Source organism: Thermosporothrix sp. COM3 (assembly GCF_059696735.1).
The window spans coordinates 3,887,912-3,906,010 of the sequence record NZ_AP019376.1 but is presented as its reverse complement, the minus strand read 5'-3'; the positions used below and the strand labels follow the sequence as shown (position 1 = coordinate 3,906,010).

The window sequence follows — 18,099 nt, the reverse complement described above, 5'->3', positions numbered from 1 at the left end:
TGTGTTCCTTGCTTAGAAGAAAGAGAAATAGGCATGAATCGTGTTGAGAAGGGCAGGGCCGGCAAGGGGACAGTATATTGATATTTCAATTCATAGTAGTGGAAAATGGAAGCGCTTTTCTATTCTCACTCAAATGAAAAACGCTTCCAAAAAAAGGCTATGCCACCCGCGACTCAGGCGAGTGGCAGACGAAGCAGACATTATTTCTCGTCTTTGGTGTTCATCGCGGCCTCGATCCGTGGCAGGGCCGGTACAACCTGCTTCTTGCGCGAGACGAGACCCTCAACCACGATAGAGTGACCATCTTTCTCCAATGGCGCATTGAAGACCTCGGAGGCAGCGGCCTCGCAGTTGTGGAGCAGCAGGCGGCAGCGCATGTTCAGAATGTCAACGATCATGAACATGAAGGCGGTGTAGTTGCGCTCTTTGGAGAGCCGTTTCATCGTATCGAGCAGTTCAGGTAGGCGCTTCTCGACAGTGGCCGGGCTGGCGGTCTCGACGGTGCCTACAGCGAACTTACCGGAGCGCACATTGAACTCCTTGAAATCGGAGGTCAGCAGTTCCTCGGCGTCCTTCTCGTTGAGCTCGCTGGCGGCGGCGGCAAAAATGGCCTGTCCATATTCCTCGATATCTTCTCCGGCGATGGCGGCCAGCTCGGCTGCTACCTGCTCATCGGTCGGGGTGCAGGTGGGAGAGCGCAGGATCAGCGTGTCATAGAGTAGACCAGCGAGCAGGAGTCCGGCAACCTCGCGCGGAATGGCGATCCCCGCTTCATGATAGAGTTTGGTGATGATTGTGCCGGTGCAGCCTACCGGTTCAGCGCGGAACATGATCGGCTTGCTGGTGTAGACATCGGCAATGCGGTGATGGTCGATAATGCCGAGGAGTTCGGCTTCGTCGATGCCATCAACGGCCTGCGAGCGCTCGTTATGGTCAACCAGAACCACCCGCTTCGGACGCGGCTTGATCAGGTCTGTGCGGGACACGTAGCCAACCAGCCGGTTGTCAGCGTCGACGACGGGCAGCGAGCGGTGTCGCATGATGGATCCCTTGATCTCGCTAAGCAGATCCTCCGGGTGGCAGAACTCAAAGTCGCGGTTCATAATATCCTGAACCTGAATACTCAGATTGATCAGGCGAACGGCGGTAAAGGTGTGATGCCCTGTGCTGATGACCATAACTCCATGCTGCCGGGCGGCAGAGAGGGTCTTTTCTGAGACGAGCAGATCACCGGTAATGACCAGGGCGGCGGCACCATTTTCGATGGCGGTGAGCTGTGCGTCTTCGCGATCGCCAACCACGACGAGGCATCCCGGCTCAATGTACTCGGTCATGGTCTCGGCTTCCATCGCGCCAACAAGGATGCGGTTGCCTAATGGCTTGCGTCCCTCAACCAGCACGCGACCACGCAGCACCTTGACCAGATTCTCTTTATGCAGGGGAATCCGGTTAACGGACTGTGGATCAAGATCATTGAAGAAGAGCTTGGCGAAGTCCTCGTTGGTGATAATACCATGTACCTTGTTGTCTGCATCGATGACGGGCATTGAGCGGCGCTCATGCTCCTGAAGGAGCTGGCCTGCTTCAAGTAAGGGCTGATCGATATGAGCAGAAATAACGCCACGGCGCATGACATCTCTGACTTGCAGGTAGACATCGTCGAGAGCTTCAGGAGGCGTAACGTTATAGCGGTCGAGCACAAAGCGAATTTCCGGCTTCAATTTTCCATTGCGGGCGGGAATGGCGTTCTCGTTTCCCTGCATCTGTAGAAGCCGAGCATAGGCATATGCTGAGGCCACCGAATCCATATCTGAGCTTTTATGTCCAATTACGTATATTGGCTGTGCCATTTGGTTACTCACTCCGAAATTTTGGGGTCTTTTCTAGTCACTTTTGATGTAGGGAATTGGTGACTCTCGAATTATCTCTTGAATGCGGCATGCCGTCAAGCTTATCTTAGCTGTATCTGACGCGTGAGTTGATTTCTTACGTAGATCTGCCCCATTTTACCACAGCCATTTGCTGATAGATGAAGCCTCTTTACAAGCCGATTTGTGTCGAAAGATGCTTTTCAGTATGCCGCTTTCTTGCTTCTTTGCTGAAAGAGCACGCCAGCACATGGATCAGGTCCCTCTGCTGTCCGCATCTTACCCCCTCCATTTTTAGTATAAAGAGTGGTAGAAAGACGGTGAAATGCCTGCTTCCATTCGCTGGCCTGTTCTGTCACACAAACAAGCGAAAAAGACCTCCCCGACAGGAGAGGCCTCATCGAGTCTGGTTTTAGTGTGCCGCCTCTTCGACGAAGCGCACCATGACCTCCATATCATCCAGTGCGCGTTGAGCGACCGGATTGTTCTGTCTGGGAACCTGTGCAAGGGCCTTGTATGCCCGCTGACAATACTGACTCAGGAAAGTACGGCAATACGCCTGGGTGCCTGTGCGCTCCATGCATTCCAGCACGGTACGAACCTGCTCGGTGCTCAGTGGCTCCTGCTGCTGGTAGATCTGCTGAAGCGTTGCTCGATCCTCGGCGCTGGCCTGTTCGAGCGCATGAAGGATGGGCAGGCTTTTCTTGCGTCGATAGATGTCGCCTGCTTCAGTCTTGCCCAGTTCGGCGGTAGTTGCCCAGACGCCAAGCAGATCATCGCGTACCTGAAAGGCCAGACCGATCGCTTCGCCGAAGGTTCGCAGGCTCTCAATAGTGGCCTGATCCCGGGTGCCAAGCATCGCGCCCATCTCGGCTGCACAGGCCATGAGCGCTGCGGTCTTGCGTTGTATCATATCGATGTACATGGCTGTCGAGACCTCGGTCTGATCCTCGAAGCTCATGTCCAGATATTGGCCTTCGGCAAGGGTCAGGCAGCTTCGGTCGAGGACACGCCCGAGCCGGGCTGCAATCTCGCCCTCAACGCCTTTTTCCAGCACATCCCAGAGGGCAAGCCGTGAGAGGGCAAACATACCATCTCCGCTGTTAATGCCGTGTGAGGCTCCCCAGATGCTCCAGAGAGTGCGGCGGTGGCGTCGTTCTTTATCGCCATCAACGATATCATCGTGAATCAACGTGAAATTATGGGTCAGCTCGACTGAGGCGGCAGCCGGGAGCGCCCGTTCAAGATAATCCTGCTCGTTGGACAGTCCCCAGGCCCCGGCAGCTTCGTAGGCGAGGAGCAACAGGGTCGGGCGCAGGAGCTTGCCCGGATTGCTGCTGGTCGGCGTGAAGCTGGCATCAACCCAACCGAGATGGTAACGCATCTGCCCGTAATAGGGGGCGAGGTCGTTCGCGCTCTGGACGGTGGCGGGATCTGCCGCGATGCGCTCAAAGCTGGCCTTGAGAGCGTCACTGATGTGCTGTTGATAGCGCGTTAATGTCGCGTAGAGAGTTGGTGATAAGGTCATGCTAACAGAATTCTTCCCTGTTTTTGAATAATGAAGAACGGCCCTTCCTCTCTCCTTGCTTGCTTCTCTGCTTTTGTGTTGGAAAGAGGAAGGGGGTATTTTTCTCCCGTGACTTCTCTATTAGATTATAGCAGTTTTTTAGGGATGGAAGTAGAAGAAGACAGCGGCAGCAACAGTTCCTAGAGCAACGAGGGTTCGAGCCAGCCCTTTGAGGCCGCCAACAAAGTGCAGGGGTGAACAGAGGTCACAATATCGGTTCACATACTGGTAACGATGGCCTCGCATCCCGTCGCGGATAATCGTGACATCCTCTGACTTGCGCTGGGTATGCAGCTCGTCACAGATATGCCGTCCGCAGCCGCGACAGAAAAAGTTATCGACAAAGTGCGAGGTGCGGGAGATTGACCACTGATCGGGGTAGACCTGAATGCCACACACATAACAGATCTGTTCCTGTGCAAGCCTCATCTGGCGTTCCGCGCAGGGGGAATGATGCTGTTTCGGAAAGTGCTCCTGACAGAAGCTCAGATTGCAGTCGGGACAACGCCCCAGGGCTTCCTCTTCGCATTCCCGGCAGCGGCGTGAGGCAACGACCTTATGGAGCTGTCTGCCCTCGCGTATTGTGCGATTCACCTTCGGCATATGCTTCTCTCTTTTCTTTACTTTGTATCTTCAGGCAGAGCGCTCTAGAGGCGCTCTCTTCTCTTACGTAGAGGCCGTATGGAAAGGTTTCTCTCTGCTATTATAGCATGTTGCTTATCGGGGAAAGAGAAAAATGGGCATATCGGCATATAGCTTGCCTTCTGCTCTGTTCTCTGGCCCTCCTGTTTTCTGGCTGAAGAGAGGTAAGAGGAGGTGAAAGCAGGAAGAAGCGGCAGCTTTTGTTTGCCTTCGTTTTGCCCACAGGTTATGATAAGGGATGGTATTATTGTATCCTTGTTTCTTTTTGAAGCTGTTGTAAGTGAGGATATGTCCATGTCCCAACCACTAGCACCTACAACCTGGGGCCCCTACCAGTTGGAGTGGGGAACTCGGACCTATATCATGGGAATCGTCAATGCGACCCCCGATTCTTTTTCAGGTGATGGTCTCAAGCAGGCTGATCTAACCGTTGAGGAGGTGGTCAAACAAGCAGTCTCCCAGGCGCAACACTTTGCCGGGGAGGGCGCGACGTTTATCGATGTCGGTGGCGAGTCAACGCGTCCCCATGCTCCCAGGGTCTCGGCTGAGGAGGAATTGGCCCGCGTGATTCCGGTGATTCGCGCTATGCGGCGAGAGCTTCCCCCGGAGACGATCATCTCGATTGATACCTATAAAGCGATTGTGGCGGAACAGGCGATCGCTGCGGGCGCAAATCTTATCAATGATATCTGGGGCTTTCAGTATGATCCTGATATGGCGGTCGTAGCGGCAGAACAGGGTGTACCTGTGGTGCTGATGGCGAATATGCGTGGCATCCCCAAGAAACGTGACATTATCAGTGATATCTTGCGCTTTCTCTCGACGAGCATTGATAAGGCTCTGGCCGCCGGCGTGGAGTGGGAGCGCATTATTATTGATCCCGGAATCGGCTTCGGAATGACGCCTGAAGAGGATGTTACGGTGCTGCGACGGCTCGGGGAGCTTCGTTCGCTTGGGCGCCCCATCCTGCTTGGCACCTCGCGTAAGTCGCATATCGGGCGTATTCTTGGCGGCTTGCCTGCCTCCGAGCGCCTGGAAGGGACTGCCGCGACGGTCGCACTTGGCATTGCGCAGGGTGCCGATATTGTGCGCGTGCATGATGTACGTGAAATGCTACGCGTTGCTAGAATGAGCGATGCTGTGGTGCGTGGCTCATTTGCCCTTGAGTAACGCGTGATCTTGCAAACCAGAAACTTGCTAGTAAGGAATCAGTGGAACTCGTGAACTACCAGGATGCACTTGCGTATATCTACGGCTTTAGCGACTATGAGCGCAGTGGCAAGTATACGCGTGACCGTGGGGAGAATCTGCCGCGCATTGCGGCCCTGCTTGAGGCTCTTGGCAATCCCCACCAGGACTATACCAATACTCTGATTGCGGGCACAAAGGGCAAAGGCTCAACCGCTGCAATCATTGAGAGTGTGCTGCGGGCGGCTTCTGTACGCACTGGCCTGTATACGCAGCCCGATTTGCATACTTTCCGGGAACGCATGCGCGTCAACGGGCGCTTGATCAGTGAAGATGAGGTTGCGTCCCTGATCCCGACGATTCAACAGGCTGTGGAGGCCGTACGGGCCCGGCAGGAGTTTGGCCCGTTTATCACCTATGAGATCGGTACTGCGCTGGCCTTCCTCTACTTCTCGCGTCAGCAGGTACAACATGCCGTGGTTGAAGTCGGGCTTGGTGGGCGGCTCGATGCCACCAATATCACGCATCCGCTGGTGTCGGTGATTACCTCGATCAGCTATGATCATATGGCCGTGCTTGGAGACACGCTTGAGAAGATCGCGACCGAGAAGGCGGGCATTATCAAACCAGATGGGCTGGTGGTCACATCGGCTCAGGCTCCTGAGGCGTTGTTGGCGATTGCGCGAATTGCGGCACTGCGTCAGGCTCGGCTGATTCGTGCAGGACATGCGGAGGTTGACCCGGCGCAGGCCGAAGTCGAAAGCGGCGCTCTGCCTCCGCTTCACTATCGCTATCGGCTTCAGGAGAGGCGAGGCGAGCATCAGATCTTTACGGTCTGGACGCCTGAGCATGTCTATTCTGATCTTGAACTGGCGCTGGCGGGTGAGCATCAGCTTGAGAATGCGACGGCGGCGCTGGCAACGTTGGAACAGTTGCGCCAGAAAGGAATTGTCTGGGATGAGGCCGCGCTTCGCGAGGGCCTGCGCTCGGTGCATTGGCCAGGACGCATTCAGGTTGTCGGACAGCATCCGACGATTGTGGTGGATGCGGCCCACAATACCGATTCGCTGCAAAAGCTGCTTCAGGCAATTCATACTTCCTTTGAACCGCGGCGGCTGGTGATGGTCCTCGGGACGTTGCGCGATAAGGATCAGTCCGGCATGGTGCGCGCGCTGGCCGATGTGGATACGGTTGTACTGACGGCGGTCCAGAATCCGCGTGCCACTCCTGTCGCGGAACTGGAAGCGCTCTTTCAGGAGTACGCTCCCCGGGTGAAGCTGTCTCGTGCGGAGCCAAGTAGCGCAGCCATTGATCTCGCAGTGCGTCAGGCTGGAACCGATGCGCTGGTCTGCGTGACGGGTTCGGTGTATCTGACCGGTGAGGCGCTCCGGTGGGCGGCTGCACATGGGGATAAACGAGCGCAGGGTGAAATAGAGGGGATAGACCATCCATAAGATCGCTGTATGTGAATATGCTGTAGTAATCGATATTTTGAGAGGGTAATGATATAATCTTGCGTGTAGATCATCGCATATTCTGGCTGTTTACCAGGCGAGGAGGAAAACATGCAAGGGTTAATGATGAATTACCCTCTCACTCTGCATCATGCCTTTACGCGTGCAACGACCATTTTTTCGCGGAATACGATTGTCACCCAGACCGAGGGAGAGCCCCACTGCTACACCTACAAGGAGTGGGGTGAGCGGGTGATGCAACTGGCGAACGCACTGCGACAGGCGGGCGTGCAGCAGGGTGATCGAGTGGCTACCTTTGGCTGGAACACGTATCGTCATTTTGAGCTCTACTACGCGGTTCCCTGCATGGGGGCGGTCCTGCATACCCTCAATATTCGCCTTTTTGTCGACCAATTGCTGTATATTATCAATGAGGCCGAAGATAAGTTTATTTTCGTCGATGGCGACCTTGTTCCCCTCCTGGAAAAACTGGCTCCACAGCTTCCCTCTGTCCAACTCTATGTCATTATGGGCGAAGCGCCATATGGTACCGGGGCGCTACAGCCGGCTGTTGATTATGAAGCGTTCCTGGCCGGGCAACCTGCTGTGTACGAATGGCCGCAGCTTGAGGAAGATACCGCCGCCGCGATGTGCTATACCTCGGGAACGACCGGGAACCCGAAGGGCGTTGTCTACAGTCACCGCTCGATTTTCCTGCACTCGCTTGGTGTTTGCCTGGCTGATGGCATGGGGCTTTGTGAGCAGGATGTGGCGTTGCCAGTTGTGCCGATGTTTCACGCCAACGCCTGGGGAATCCCGCATGCCGCAGCCTTCACCGGGACCAGCCTTGTGTTTCCGGGGCGCTTTCTGGATCCTGCACGGCTGGCCCGGCTGATGGAGAGCCAGCATGTAACGATCAGCGCCGGAGTTCCCACTATCTGGATCGGGCTGTTGCATCTGCTGGAAAGAGAGCAGTATGACCTCTCGGCCTTGCGCGCCATTTATTGTGGTGGGTCAGCGGCGCCCCGGAGTCTGATTGAGGGACTGGCGCGCAAAGGGATCAATCTGTTGCATGCCTGGGGAATGACCGAAACCTCTCCGCTGGCCAGTATGGCCCGTCCGCGGCGCTTACAGGCTGAACAGTCGCTGGACGAGCTCTTTCGGGTCAAGGCCACGCAGGGAACGATCTCGGCCTGTGTGGATTTTCGCGTTGTGGATATGGAGACCGGTCAGCAAGTGCCCTGGGATGGGCGGAGCTATGGAGAGTTGCAGGTGCGAGGGCCCTGGGTAGCCCGTGCCTACTACAAAGATACCGGGTTCGCTGCCAGGTTCGCGGATGGCTGGTTGCGTACTGGAGATGTGGCTGTGGTCGATGAGAATGGGATGTTACAGCTTGTCGACCGCACGAAGGATCTGGTCAAGTCGGGCGGTGAGTGGATCTCGTCTGTCGAGCTTGAGGGCTTGATTATGGGCCATCCGAAGGTGCTTGAGGCCTGTGTGATCGGTGTGCCTCATCCAAAGTGGGGTGAGCGCCCGCTTGCCTGTGTCGTGCCAAAGCCAGAATACGCGGACCAGATTACCACGGAGGAGCTCTTTGAGCATCTTCGCCCGAAGGTGGCGAAATGGGCGCTCCCCGATGCGATCATTTTTGTGGAAGCGATTCCGAAGACCAGTGTAGGCAAGTTCGATAAGAAGGTGCTGCGCCAGCGCTTTGAAACCTATCCGCTGGATTGAGCAGCCCGCACCTCCAGGGGATTTCCCTGGAGGTATTTGTATGAACTCTAGCTGATGGTCTGGCCGGGCTTCATCTCGATGACTTCAACCTGATCCAGACCGAGTTTACCCAGTTCCTCGCGTAGCTCGGCAGGGGTGCCGCGCAGAACCGGGAAGGTGGCATAGTGCATCGGAATCACATGCTTGACGCCGAGCAGCCGGGTTGCCAGCGCTGCCCCGCGTGGGCCCATCGTGAAGAAATCGCCGATAGGCAGCATCGCGATATCAGGTGCATAGAGTTCGCGAATAATCTGCATATCAGTGAATGGCATGGTGTCGCCTGCATGGTAGATCTTCAGACCATTCTCAAGCTCGATCACATAGCCTGCTGGTTCGCCTCCATAAGAGCCATCCTCAAGCCCGGAGGTGTGTAGCGCGTGAGTCATGCTGATCGTGATATTGTCGATGACCACGCTACCGCCTTTATTGATCCCGATCGTGTTTTCGACGCCCTTGCTGGAAAGCCAGTTCGCAAGCTCAACGATAGCGATGACCTGCGGCTTATACTGCTTTGCGGTTGCCACGGCATCCCCGATATGGTCGGAATGCCCATGGGTGGCAAGTATCAGGTCGAGGTGCTCAAACTTGCGCGCCTCTGCCGGGCAGGCGGGGTTATGCTCTAGCCAGGGATCGATCAAAATAACCTTGTTTGATGGGGTTGTGATTTTGAATGTGGCATGACCAAGCCAGGTAATTTTTGTCCCTTGCAATTGTAGTGTCATAATGCTCCTTTCGTCGGTTGCAGTCGTTGATTTTCTGAGAGTGCCGCTACAGGAAGGCATCCCCTTTTATCATACTCTCCACTGCACTAACTGTCCAATAAGCATGGATTTGCTCCCTGTTGCATGCTCTCTTGCTTTCACGTCCCTGGGGCCTTCGCCGTTTTGCATGGGGCTATCGTTTTATTGCCTGCTAGATACTCACGTGAAAGATACGCAGAAAGAGCTGTGTGGTAAACACGAGCAGCAGCTTTCTCCGATGTTCTTCCGTCTGAGGTCGCTTGAGTATGGCCTTGAGCGCTTCAGGATCAAAGAGACCGGTCTGACGGAGTGCCGCAGGCCCGATCAGATCATATACCAGCTCCAGGTTCTCCGGCGTTGTCACGGGCCCATGCAGCGAGAGCGAGGATCTGGCTTCTAATCCTTTGGCGACGTGCTTTCTGACCAGATGGGCAAAGGGGTGATCGCGCTGTGTATAGGCTTGAGTTTTTTGTGAGAGCTGAACCAGTAGTGGCATGACGTGCGGATGCAGATAAGGAGAGCGCAGAGCCATTTGTTCCTGTGAGGCCAGATGTTGAGCCGGTGTCACCACCTGGTCGGGAAGGCGCATGTGCAACTCAAGATAGGCGGTCGGATCGTCCAGCTTTCCGGCAGCACGTTCCAGCTTGCGAGCGTATAACGTCTCTTCCCAGGCGGTTTCAGCCTCAAGCATGCGAGTGGCATCTTGCGTCCAGAGTGAGCCGGTGGTCATGCCGAGCTGCTTCTTATAGTACGAAAAAAGGTTTTCAGAGTGTGTGCCGTTGCTTTTCGTGGGGCGCTTTGGTTCGCCAAGCAGCAGGCGTGCACCAAGCCCGGAAAGCGCGATACGGGCCTGTGTCTCGACGGCAGCCGTATGCAGGAGTTGATGGAGCGTGAGCGCCGTATCATCAACACAGGGGCTTTCCAGGCTGGCGATAGTGGCGGCCCAGTAGTCCGGGTGATCGACTCTGCCAACTGCCAGCCAGGGCAGGCCACAGGCTTCTGCAACCTGCTCGGCAATTTGCCATTCTGGACCATGCTTCTTCCAGCCGATTGAAGCGACGGTAAAGGGGCGCAGATGGGCAGCGAGAGCAATCGCCAGGGTTGAGGCGCTTCCTCCGCTTCCCAGACCCACGGGCAACAGTTCGGGGGAAAGATACTCGGTCGTAGCCTGCTGAAGCTGGTCATAGAGCTCTTCAAGTGGGACCTCGGCCAGCTCCTTTGGAAGGAGATCGCTTGTTCGATTGAGGACTACTTTACCACGCTGCCAGCGAAGGAGCGCACCCGCGGGCACAACCTGAATATCTCGAAAGGCGGTCAAAGGGGCGGGCAGAAAGCCGTAGTGTTGCAGCGCTGCCAGGGCAGCAAGGTTGAGCCGACGTGGCGGGTTGAGCGCCAGCAGCGCCTTGATCTCGCTGGCAAAGACCAGATTCCCCTGTGCGGGCCAATCTTGCAGAAAATAGAGCACATGCTGACCGTTCAGGGGGCGGCGATAGGTAAGCGTGCGATGTTCGGGCACCCAGTCGAGGAGAGGCGGTTCGTGTCGTTGGGGTGCTGCATATGCAGGATCGACACAGGTCAACAGTCCTGCGCCGGGAGTAATGCTATAGGTTGGCTCTGTCCCATGTCTACCAAGCACAGTCCCCATTGCTTCCAGAGCCTCACGAATAATATCTTCAGGAACCTGTTCGCCAGTAATCCAGCCTGCCAGTCGTACCATAAATGAACCTCTTCACCATCTTTTCTACAGGGCGACTCCTCACCTTGCTACCATCATCATATAGCACGTTTGTCCCTTTTTGGCAGCGGAGAGGGGACTATTGGGGGGAGCAGAAGCGGCCCATTGATCGATATTGGCAAGTAATGGTATAGTTTGATTAAAAGAAAATGGATACCCGTAGCGCTTTCAGGCTACTTCCGGGGTATAAGGAGAACGCGCATGGTAAGCCCATCCGGCATGCTTTCTACAGGGAAGGAGAAAGATGATTAGCCTCGTCGTCATACTCCTCATCATCTCATTGGTCATCGTTGCACTTGGCCTCTGGCTCTCCCCTCGCTTTCATAGTTCCGTTCCTCGCTACACAGTCAGGAATGTACAGCGTCGCTCGACGGCGCTGGTGCGGGCTCCTCGGGCCGCACTCTCAACAACTGGTTATCGAGCGGGACCGAGCGCCTCTGTGTTTCCTGCGGCTGAGGTTCTGGGCTTACATAAGCCGCGTACGGTCGTGAGCCTGATTCTGTTGTTGCTGGCATTCTCGGTTGCAGGCCTCTGGGTCTATAAGGTCGTCCTGCCCGGCAATGTGGGCATTACGCCAATGCAGTGGCCGGATGCAGCAGTTTCGCAGACACCGCCAACTTCCGCGAGCACCTCACCGATTATGCCCCCTGCAAGACCTGCCTCGAAGTTCCTGACGCGGTTGAGTCAGCTTGACCCGAACCAATACAGCTCGCAACAGGAATTTGAGACGTGGGGATATTCGGCCTGTTCCGCTGCCTCGATGACGATGGTAATCAACTCGTATAACAAGGCGAATGGCGCAAATAAGCAGTATCGCGTCACTGACATCCTCAAGGAAGAGATCGCGGTGCATGCCATCACGCCTGAACTGGGCTTGCTGGAACCACAGGGGATTGACCGAACAGTTGCTCGCTTCAACTTCAAGACCACATGGCTCAATAAGGCCTCTCCCGCTGATCTGGTGAAGATCGCGAACAGCGGCCATCCGATCATTATCGGTTTTCCGCCTGAGCGTTGGGCTGGTGGTCATTTGCTGGTGGTGCGTGGTGGAGATACCAATAAGCAACAGGTGTTTCTGGCCGACTCATCCAGTCTGAACATGCAGGTGATGGATTATAAGACCTTCTTGAAGTACTGGGTCGGCTTCGCAGTTGTTGCCAGTCCAAAATAAAGAAAGCAGGGACTTCATAGTCCCTGCTCCTGATCAGGCCATTTCTGTCGGTGCCTCTTCCTGCGGCTCGGCAGGTGGGACGTGTAATTTGATCCGGCGGAATGCCTCTGCATACTGCATATCCAGCCCCATCTTCTCTTTCGCCTCTCGTGCGATCTCAGCTGCCCGAGTTTTGATCGACGTGTGCATATCAGCATCAGGGCCAAACTGGGTGACATGGCACTCAAGCGCTTTCCCCTTGAGATCAATCGTCTCGGTTACATCAACGTAGGTATTGATCTGTGCGCTGAAGAAAAGATAGAGCTCATGAACGCGATAGGGCTCTAATCCTTCTGTCAGTAATTCTCGATAGGCGCGAGGATTTCCGACTGCCGGGAAAATGGCGTCAAGGACGATATTCCCGGTTGCGCGGTGGTCCGGGTGATTGAGATAGGCGGTCGCGTTGGGTTCGGTGTTGGGGTCAGGCGCAAGAATATGCTGTGAAGGATCATGCGTAAATACAACACGGGGACGATATTTGCGAATCAGCTTGACGATTGCCTTGCGTGCGGCCTCGCTATTGGTCAGATGCCCATCGGGGAAGCGCAGGAATTCAACCTGTTTGACGCCAAGCACCTCCGCTGCCATCCTCTGTTCTTGCTCTCGCATCAGCATAAACTCGGTATCGGGGATACTGGGAACCTCTCCACCCTCTGTACCATCGGTCATTACAACCCAGACAACCTTTTTGCCCTGCTTGGCCCACAGAGCGCTTGTAGCGGCTGTGCCAAAGTCCGCGTCATCTGGATGAGCGCCGATGACCATTGCCTCATAGTCGGGAGTGGTGACTACCTGTACTGCTCCCGGAGCATTTCGATCTCCCATAAAAATGAACCTCACACTAAAGTATTGAAGGATGTCAGGCGCCCTCGGGTACGGGCGTGACTACTTCTTCAAACGCTCTGATTACCTCATTTATTCCGACCGCTCGACCTGCAAGTTCATCCAGTCCTGCAACTCTTTTGGGGAGACCTTCACGGAGAAGGGCCTGTTCTTCCGGTGTGGTTCCGAGCGTTTGGGCCAGTAGCTCGCTCTCCCAGTGCATCACTACCCCTGCTTGAAGCAGGCTTCCACTGCGGCGGCGTACCATGCAGAGCCCGACCACTTTGCGCAGTCCGGTGACAACCTCATAGGGTGAGAGCGTGCCATAGCAGGCCCGGTTCATCAGGCGCTCATATGCCTGCGTTTCGGGCTGCTTGAGCAGGGCGCGTTGCGCGTGCGCCGCCTCCGGTGAAATAACTTCCGTGTCGATGTCCAGGCGGTGTAGTGCCGCAACCCAGGCCTCCCCGAACCAGCGGTAGGATTCAACGATATCATGTTGAATCAGCGGGTGATCGGGGGGCAGGATGACATCCAGACAGAGAAGTTGGGGACCCACAAGGACGGTTGTGCCGCCTGAACGCCTGCGATAGACGGGGATCTGAAGCTCGGCCAGGGCGCTCTGGTTCAGATGCTCCTGTTTCTGTGAGAAGCCCAGTACCAGACCGGGCCGTTCGGCCAGCGACCAGTACAGAATAGGCTGGTCGCCGGGCCGAATGCTATCAAAGAGCGTTTCATAGCGGTCGATATGTTGTTGCTGATCGGTAATGGTCAGCGGGATAATGTTCCAGTTAGCGTTTTGCGTACAAAACCTGTTCAATGTTTTTCTCCGCGGGCGCACGCAGGGCCCAGCCGATAAAGGCGGAAATGAGGCAGAGGAGCGCACCAACGGCCAGCCCCAGAGAGGCGCCGATGGTATTTGCCAGACCGCCCATAAGCAGGTTACCAATAGGAGTGCTCCCGGCAAATACTAACATGTAGACGCTCATTATTCTACCACGCAGATGATCGGGTGACACTGTCTGAAGCGTGGTGTTGGCTGTCGCGGTAAAGGAGACCTGTGTCAGGCCCACAAACGCGATCAGTATGAGCGAGAGCCAGTACCAGTGTGAGAATGCGAACATGATTTCCAGCGTGCTAAAGCCCATCCCGAGCAGCAACCATTGCGCCACCGGTGAACGAGTGCTCCGCGAGGCAAGCAGAAGAGCGCCTATCAGCGAGCCGATCCCATACGCAGCGCTCAGGAAACCATAGCTTTCCGGACCGCCCCGCAGTACATCGGTCGCGAAGATGGGAATGAGAATATTAAAGTTGATACCAAAGAGTGAGATACTGCCAAGTACCAGGATGACCAGCAAGATAATTGGTGTTTTGCCAATATACCGAAAGCCCTCTGCAAGGCTCTGGAAGGTGCTGACCTTGCGCCCGTATTTCGGATGATTGGACAGGTTATGCGTATGTAGCTTGCGCGCGTCAATCAACAGCAAACCGAGAATCACCGGGATAAAGCTAATCGCATTCAACAGAAAGAGTGGCGCATTGCCGAGCCAGGCGATTAAAAGCCCCCCGATGCCAGGTCCCACGACACGCGCCATATTCACCAGTGACGAGTTAAGTGCGACCGCGTTCGGAAGGTCCTCGCGGCCAACCATCTCGGCAACAAATGCCTGACGCGTCGGCATATCAAGTGAGTTCGTCAGACCTAACAGGGTAGCAAAAATGAAGAGGTGCCAGAGCTGAACGGTTCCGGTGATGACCAGCGTCCAGAGGAGTGCGGCCTGAAGCATTGCAGCGGTCTGGGTAAAAACAAGCACGGTGCGCTTGGGTAGCTTATCTGCCAGGACGCCGCCAAAGAGGGAGAAAATCATAACGGGCAGGAACTGAAGCGCCCCGATGACGCCCAGGGCCCAGGCACTATGGGTCAATGTCAGGACCAGCCACGCCTGGCCGGTTGTTTGCATCCAGGTTCCGATTTGTGAGATCATTTGCCCGGTAAAGAAGAGGCGATAGTTGCGATGCTTGAGGGCTGCGAAGGTGCGAAGAAACCCTTTTGTCGCTTTCTCAACCTTTGCCTCAATCCTGGCTAAATCCTGTTCTTGTAGTTCCTCCTCTTTTGTGGAGATTGTTGTCATGCCACTTCCCTTCTAATATTACAAAACAGATACCTAATATGGTGTATTACCCCCTTGTAGATATTCCTGGCTTTTCAGCCGGGTGAGCAGCGTTGAACGCATATGTTCCAGTTCGCTGATGCGCTGCTCAATCAGCCGGATTACCCGGTAATAGGCTGCATCATTGCAGATATGTGTTTCGCCATTGGAAGTATGAGCTGTCCTGACCTGCCCGTCCGCTTCCTGCAAGAGCTCACGAATCTCGGCAAGTGAGAAGCCGAGCAAATCACGGAGTTTTTTAATCTGCTCTAATCTGGTGATGTCGTGTGAGCTATAGAGGCGATAGTTGCTTTCGGTGCGGTCGGTCGGTGGCAGCAGACCTACTTCTTCGTAGTAACGGAGCGTACGTTTGGTCAAACCCGTGATCCGGGCGACATCCTCTATACTATAACTGTTTTTGTCGGTGCTGAGATCTCTATACATAATGCATTGCTGTGCGCTTCTAAAACAGATAAGTCTCAATCGGTGCGCATATGCGCATATCAAAATATATAGCTGGAACACGGGAAACAGGGTCGAGGCCAAAGCAGACAAAGGCTCGTTTCGCGGATTCTCCTGCGGCGTTGAGGTGGCGAAAGACCACTGAAGTGGGTAAAGGGTTCCCGTGTGGTTGCACATATATGTATAAGTACATCCTTAGTATAGCATAACCTTCACGTAAACGTCAAAGCAATACGCGCCGAGGATGTGACCATGCAGAAGCAGTGTACGAGGCGAGTTGGAGGCAGGCGTCTGACAGGCTTGATAGGTGCCTGAATGCTGCTGAAAAGGAAGAATATCGGGGGAGAGAAGAAGCAAAAGCGGTCAAGATTCCCTAACCCTGTGGTACAATAGTCATAGCGTTTACCGCCTGACGAACTCCGTCAACCTAGTTGGAAAAACAAGGAAGTGCCATATGCATGATACTCTGGCTGCCTTGGTAGAGAGGGCTTTAACCGGTAATCACCGTCCCCTGGAGTTCTACCTGCGCGATAACAGCCGTTTACCAGGCCCACGTGCAAATCTGGAGTTAGCGGATGATGTAAGCAACCTGCTGGCCTCTTTTGTTTCCAGGTGTCCAGATAATGTCCGTTCTCTTTTGCACTATTTCGTCAATGGTGAACGGAAGATGGTTACCAGCAATTCACCCTCTGAGTTCCTCATGCTCTGCGGTATTATCGGGTTAGGGGTCTGTGCTTCCGTGCAGCCTGACTGGCGGGAAGAAACCTTTATGACACTCGATCATTATGCCTGTAGCCCTTGCTGGCGGGTGCGCGAGGGGGTCGCCATCGCGTTTCAGCACCTCTTGCAGGCAGACACCACGCAGACGCTTGCGCATTTACAGAGTCTGGCCGAAACCGGGAACTGGTTACAGCAGCGTGCTGCCATTGCTGCCGTTGCCGAGCCCATTTTGTTGAAATCGCTGGATATTGTACCGGGTGCCCTTCAAATGCAGCGTACCGTGCTTGAGCGTGTGCGACAGGTTCCCGAGGGCGAGCGCAAGCAGGAGGAATTCCGGACCTTGCGGCGCTCACTTGCCTATACGCTCAGTGTGGTGACGGCGGCTGCCCCGGCTGATGGCTTTGCCCTGATGCGCGAGTGTGCGTCGTGGCATGATGCTGTGATTACCTGGATTTTACGGGAAAATCTGAAAAAGAAGCGACTGGCGAAATATGCCAATGATGCTCGGGAAGTGGCACGCCTGCTTGAATAAAGAGACAGAAAGAAAGGGTGCTCCACGCTGAGAGCACCCTTTCTTTCTCGGGTTGTCGTTGCCTCACTACGCCGTTTATGGTATGATTGCCTCCCAGTTGAGAGTTAGCATTTAATAATTTGGAAAAGAAGAAGTAAGGCGGATGGCGTATCTTTGTTATGTCATGACGATGCCGGGATTAGAGACCCTGGCCTTTAGTGAAATTCGTGCCCGTTTCCCCGGTACAGAATTGGTGAAATACTCGCGTGGGTTGACTCTGTTTCGGACCAGCACTCCCCCGGCTGAATTGTTGACATTACGCACGGTGGAGGATGTCTTTCTTGTGATTGCGCATATCCATGGAGTGAGTGCGAAACGCGAGGCTCTGAAGGCGTTGCATGCGGCAACCATCAAGGCCGATTGTGCGCCAGCGCTCTCGATCTGGGGAAGAATCCATAAAGGGAAGCGAGCCCGTACATGGCGTCTTGTCAGTCAGATGTACGGTGAGCGAAAGTATCGTCGGGTCGATGCGGGCGATGCAGTCAGTGGAGCGTTGCGCAAGAGCCTGCCACAGTATTTGCATCCTGTCAAAGAGAATGCGGACATGGAGTTCTGGCTGTGGATCAACAACAATGAAGCGCTGGTGGGGCTTCGTCTGAGCGATGCAACCATGCGACATCGCCTGTACAAGCAGGAACACCTCCCGGCCTCGCTGCGCCCGACTGTGGCGGCGGCACTCTGCTGGTTGTCGCGTCCGACGAAAGATGATGTGGTGCTTGATCCGCTCTGTGGCGCGGGCACGATTCTGGTTGAGCGTGGGCTGATGGCTCCAGCGGACGAGCTGCTCGGCGGTGATATCCGTGAAGAGGCGATCGCGATGGCGAAACGGAATGCTCGGGTCGCAAAGGTCGATGTTGAGTATGGCATCTGGGATGCGCGTCATTTGCCGCTGGATCCTGAAAGCGTGACCCGCATTATCAGCAATCTGCCCTTTGGCAAACAGATCGGAACGCCGGAGAAGAACAGGGAGCTCTATGAGGATCTGGCGAAGGAGTTCCATCGTGTGCTGACTCCTGATGGCTTGATGGTGACGTTAACCAGTGAAGAGCGTTTATGGGAAAGTCTGCTGCGAGCGAATGGCTGGCATGTGCTCAAGAAACTGGTGATCGCGGTCTTAGGGCAGCCCGCCACGATCTTTGTCGCGGAACGAGCGAAGAAGAACGCATAAAAGGAGACAGACAACAAAGCCACCCATTGTGA

15 protein-coding genes are annotated in these 18,099 nt (G+C 55.1%); 6 read left to right on the top strand and 9 right to left on the bottom strand.

Features of this window, described 5'->3' with window-relative positions; all coding sequences use genetic code 11:
- Nucleotides 1-200 precede the first annotated feature (200 nt).
- The 3 genes from KTH_RS16545 to KTH_RS16535 form a co-directional block, all read right to left on the bottom strand.
- The gene (locus KTH_RS16545; protein WP_111318046.1) at nt 201-1,850 is read right to left on the bottom strand and encodes a putative manganese-dependent inorganic diphosphatase; all 1,650 of its coding nucleotides are present in this window, start codon (nt 1,848-1,850) and stop codon (nt 201-203) included.
- Nucleotides 1,851-2,280: 430 nt separating this feature from the next.
- Nucleotides 2,281-3,396: a polyprenyl synthetase family protein gene (locus tag KTH_RS16540; RefSeq protein ID WP_497620043.1), complete on the bottom strand. Its 1,116-nt coding sequence runs from the start codon at nt 3,394-3,396 to the stop codon at nt 2,281-2,283.
- A 138-nt stretch (nt 3,397-3,534) separates the two neighbouring features.
- Nucleotides 3,535-4,038, bottom strand: coding sequence for a B-box zinc finger protein (locus tag KTH_RS16535; protein ID WP_497620041.1), 504 nt, complete (start codon nt 4,036-4,038; stop codon nt 3,535-3,537).
- Between the two features lie 333 nt (nt 4,039-4,371).
- Between KTH_RS16535 and folP the strand changes: the two genes are divergently transcribed.
- From folP to KTH_RS16520, 3 genes are all read left to right on the top strand, one after another.
- A complete protein-coding gene (gene folP, locus KTH_RS16530) occupies nt 4,372-5,247 on the top strand; it encodes a dihydropteroate synthase (RefSeq protein WP_497620039.1) in 876 nt (291 codons plus the stop codon).
- Between the two features lie 50 nt (nt 5,248-5,297).
- On the top strand, nt 5,298-6,719 hold the full coding sequence (locus KTH_RS16525) for a bifunctional folylpolyglutamate synthase/dihydrofolate synthase (protein ID WP_497620037.1): 1,422 nt from the start codon (nt 5,298-5,300) through the stop codon (nt 6,717-6,719).
- Between the two features lie 111 nt (nt 6,720-6,830).
- On the top strand, nt 6,831-8,453 hold the full coding sequence (locus KTH_RS16520) for a long-chain fatty acid--CoA ligase (protein WP_497620035.1): 1,623 nt from the start codon (nt 6,831-6,833) through the stop codon (nt 8,451-8,453).
- 47 nt (nt 8,454-8,500) lie between these two features.
- On the opposite strand, the gene KTH_RS16515 is transcribed toward KTH_RS16520, so the two are convergent.
- Together KTH_RS16515 and KTH_RS16510 are read right to left on the bottom strand one after the other, a co-directional pair.
- Nucleotides 8,501-9,214, bottom strand: a complete 714-nt coding sequence (locus tag KTH_RS16515) for a metal-dependent hydrolase (protein ID WP_497620033.1) — start codon at nt 9,212-9,214, stop codon at nt 8,501-8,503.
- 190 nt (nt 9,215-9,404) lie between these two features.
- Nucleotides 9,405-10,949: an asparagine synthase-related protein gene (locus tag KTH_RS16510; RefSeq protein WP_497620031.1), complete on the bottom strand. Its 1,545-nt coding sequence runs from the start codon at nt 10,947-10,949 to the stop codon at nt 9,405-9,407.
- A gap of 262 nt (nt 10,950-11,211) precedes the next feature.
- On the opposite strand from KTH_RS16510, the gene KTH_RS16505 reads away from it, so the two are divergent.
- Nucleotides 11,212-12,138, top strand: coding sequence for a C39 family peptidase (locus KTH_RS16505; RefSeq protein WP_111318025.1), 927 nt, complete (start codon nt 11,212-11,214; stop codon nt 12,136-12,138).
- 33 nt (nt 12,139-12,171) lie between these two features.
- On the opposite strand, the gene KTH_RS16500 is transcribed toward KTH_RS16505, so the two are convergent.
- From KTH_RS16500 to KTH_RS16485, 4 genes are read right to left on the bottom strand one after another with little or no spacing between them, the layout of a single operon-like run.
- Nucleotides 12,172-13,002: a PIG-L deacetylase family protein gene (locus KTH_RS16500; protein ID WP_111318022.1), complete on the bottom strand. Its 831-nt coding sequence runs from the start codon at nt 13,000-13,002 to the stop codon at nt 12,172-12,174.
- Nucleotides 13,003-13,036: 34 nt separating this feature from the next.
- Nucleotides 13,037-13,816 (bottom strand): lipoate--protein ligase family protein, encoded by a 780-nt coding sequence (locus KTH_RS16495; protein ID WP_497620029.1) that lies wholly within the window; start codon nt 13,814-13,816, stop codon nt 13,037-13,039.
- Nucleotides 13,788-15,128 (bottom strand): MFS transporter, encoded by a 1,341-nt coding sequence (locus KTH_RS16490; protein ID WP_497620027.1) that lies wholly within the window; start codon nt 15,126-15,128, stop codon nt 13,788-13,790. The genes KTH_RS16495 and KTH_RS16490 overlap by 29 nt, the downstream gene beginning before the upstream one ends.
- A 33-nt stretch (nt 15,129-15,161) precedes the next feature.
- Nucleotides 15,162-15,590 carry a helix-turn-helix domain-containing protein gene (locus KTH_RS16485; protein WP_497620025.1) on the bottom strand — a complete coding sequence of 143 codons (429 nt, stop codon included), beginning with the start codon at nt 15,588-15,590 and terminating at the stop codon, nt 15,162-15,164.
- 472 nt (nt 15,591-16,062) lie between these two features.
- Between KTH_RS16485 and KTH_RS16480 the strand changes: the two genes are divergently transcribed.
- On the top strand, nt 16,063-16,860 hold the full coding sequence (locus KTH_RS16480) for a hypothetical protein (protein ID WP_111318011.1): 798 nt from the start codon (nt 16,063-16,065) through the stop codon (nt 16,858-16,860).
- Nucleotides 16,861-17,002: 142 nt separating this feature from the next.
- Nucleotides 17,003-18,067 (top strand): THUMP domain-containing class I SAM-dependent methyltransferase, encoded by a 1,065-nt coding sequence (locus tag KTH_RS16475; RefSeq protein WP_497620022.1) that lies wholly within the window; start codon nt 17,003-17,005, stop codon nt 18,065-18,067.
- Nucleotides 18,068-18,099: the final 32 nt, after the last annotated feature.

Bases quoted from the DNA above. Each gene is read 5' to 3' on its own strand.
- KTH_RS16545 (WP_111318046.1), bottom strand. From the start codon at position 1,850: ATGGCACAGCCAATATACGTAATTGGACATAAAAGCTCAGATATGGAT.
- KTH_RS16540 (WP_497620043.1), bottom strand. From the start codon at position 3,396: ATGACCTTATCACCAACTCTCTACGCGACATTAACGCGCTATCAACAG.
- KTH_RS16535 (WP_497620041.1), bottom strand. From the start codon at position 4,038: ATGCCGAAGGTGAATCGCACAATACGCGAGGGCAGACAGCTCCATAAG.
- folP (WP_497620039.1), top strand. From the start codon at position 4,372: ATGTCCCAACCACTAGCACCTACAACCTGGGGCCCCTACCAGTTGGAG.
- KTH_RS16520 (WP_497620035.1), top strand. From the start codon at position 6,831: ATGCAAGGGTTAATGATGAATTACCCTCTCACTCTGCATCATGCCTTT.
- KTH_RS16515 (WP_497620033.1), bottom strand. From the start codon at position 9,214: ATGACACTACAATTGCAAGGGACAAAAATTACCTGGCTTGGTCATGCC.
- KTH_RS16510 (WP_497620031.1), bottom strand. From the start codon at position 10,949: ATGGTACGACTGGCAGGCTGGATTACTGGCGAACAGGTTCCTGAAGAT.
- KTH_RS16505 (WP_111318025.1), top strand. From the start codon at position 11,212: ATGATTAGCCTCGTCGTCATACTCCTCATCATCTCATTGGTCATCGTT.
- KTH_RS16500 (WP_111318022.1), bottom strand. From the start codon at position 13,002: ATGGGAGATCGAAATGCTCCGGGAGCAGTACAGGTAGTCACCACTCCC.
- KTH_RS16490 (WP_497620027.1), bottom strand. From the start codon at position 15,128: ATGACAACAATCTCCACAAAAGAGGAGGAACTACAAGAACAGGATTTA.
- KTH_RS16485 (WP_497620025.1), bottom strand. From the start codon at position 15,590: ATGTATAGAGATCTCAGCACCGACAAAAACAGTTATAGTATAGAGGAT.
- KTH_RS16480 (WP_111318011.1), top strand. From the start codon at position 16,063: ATGCATGATACTCTGGCTGCCTTGGTAGAGAGGGCTTTAACCGGTAAT.
- KTH_RS16475 (WP_497620022.1), top strand. From the start codon at position 17,003: ATGGCGTATCTTTGTTATGTCATGACGATGCCGGGATTAGAGACCCTG.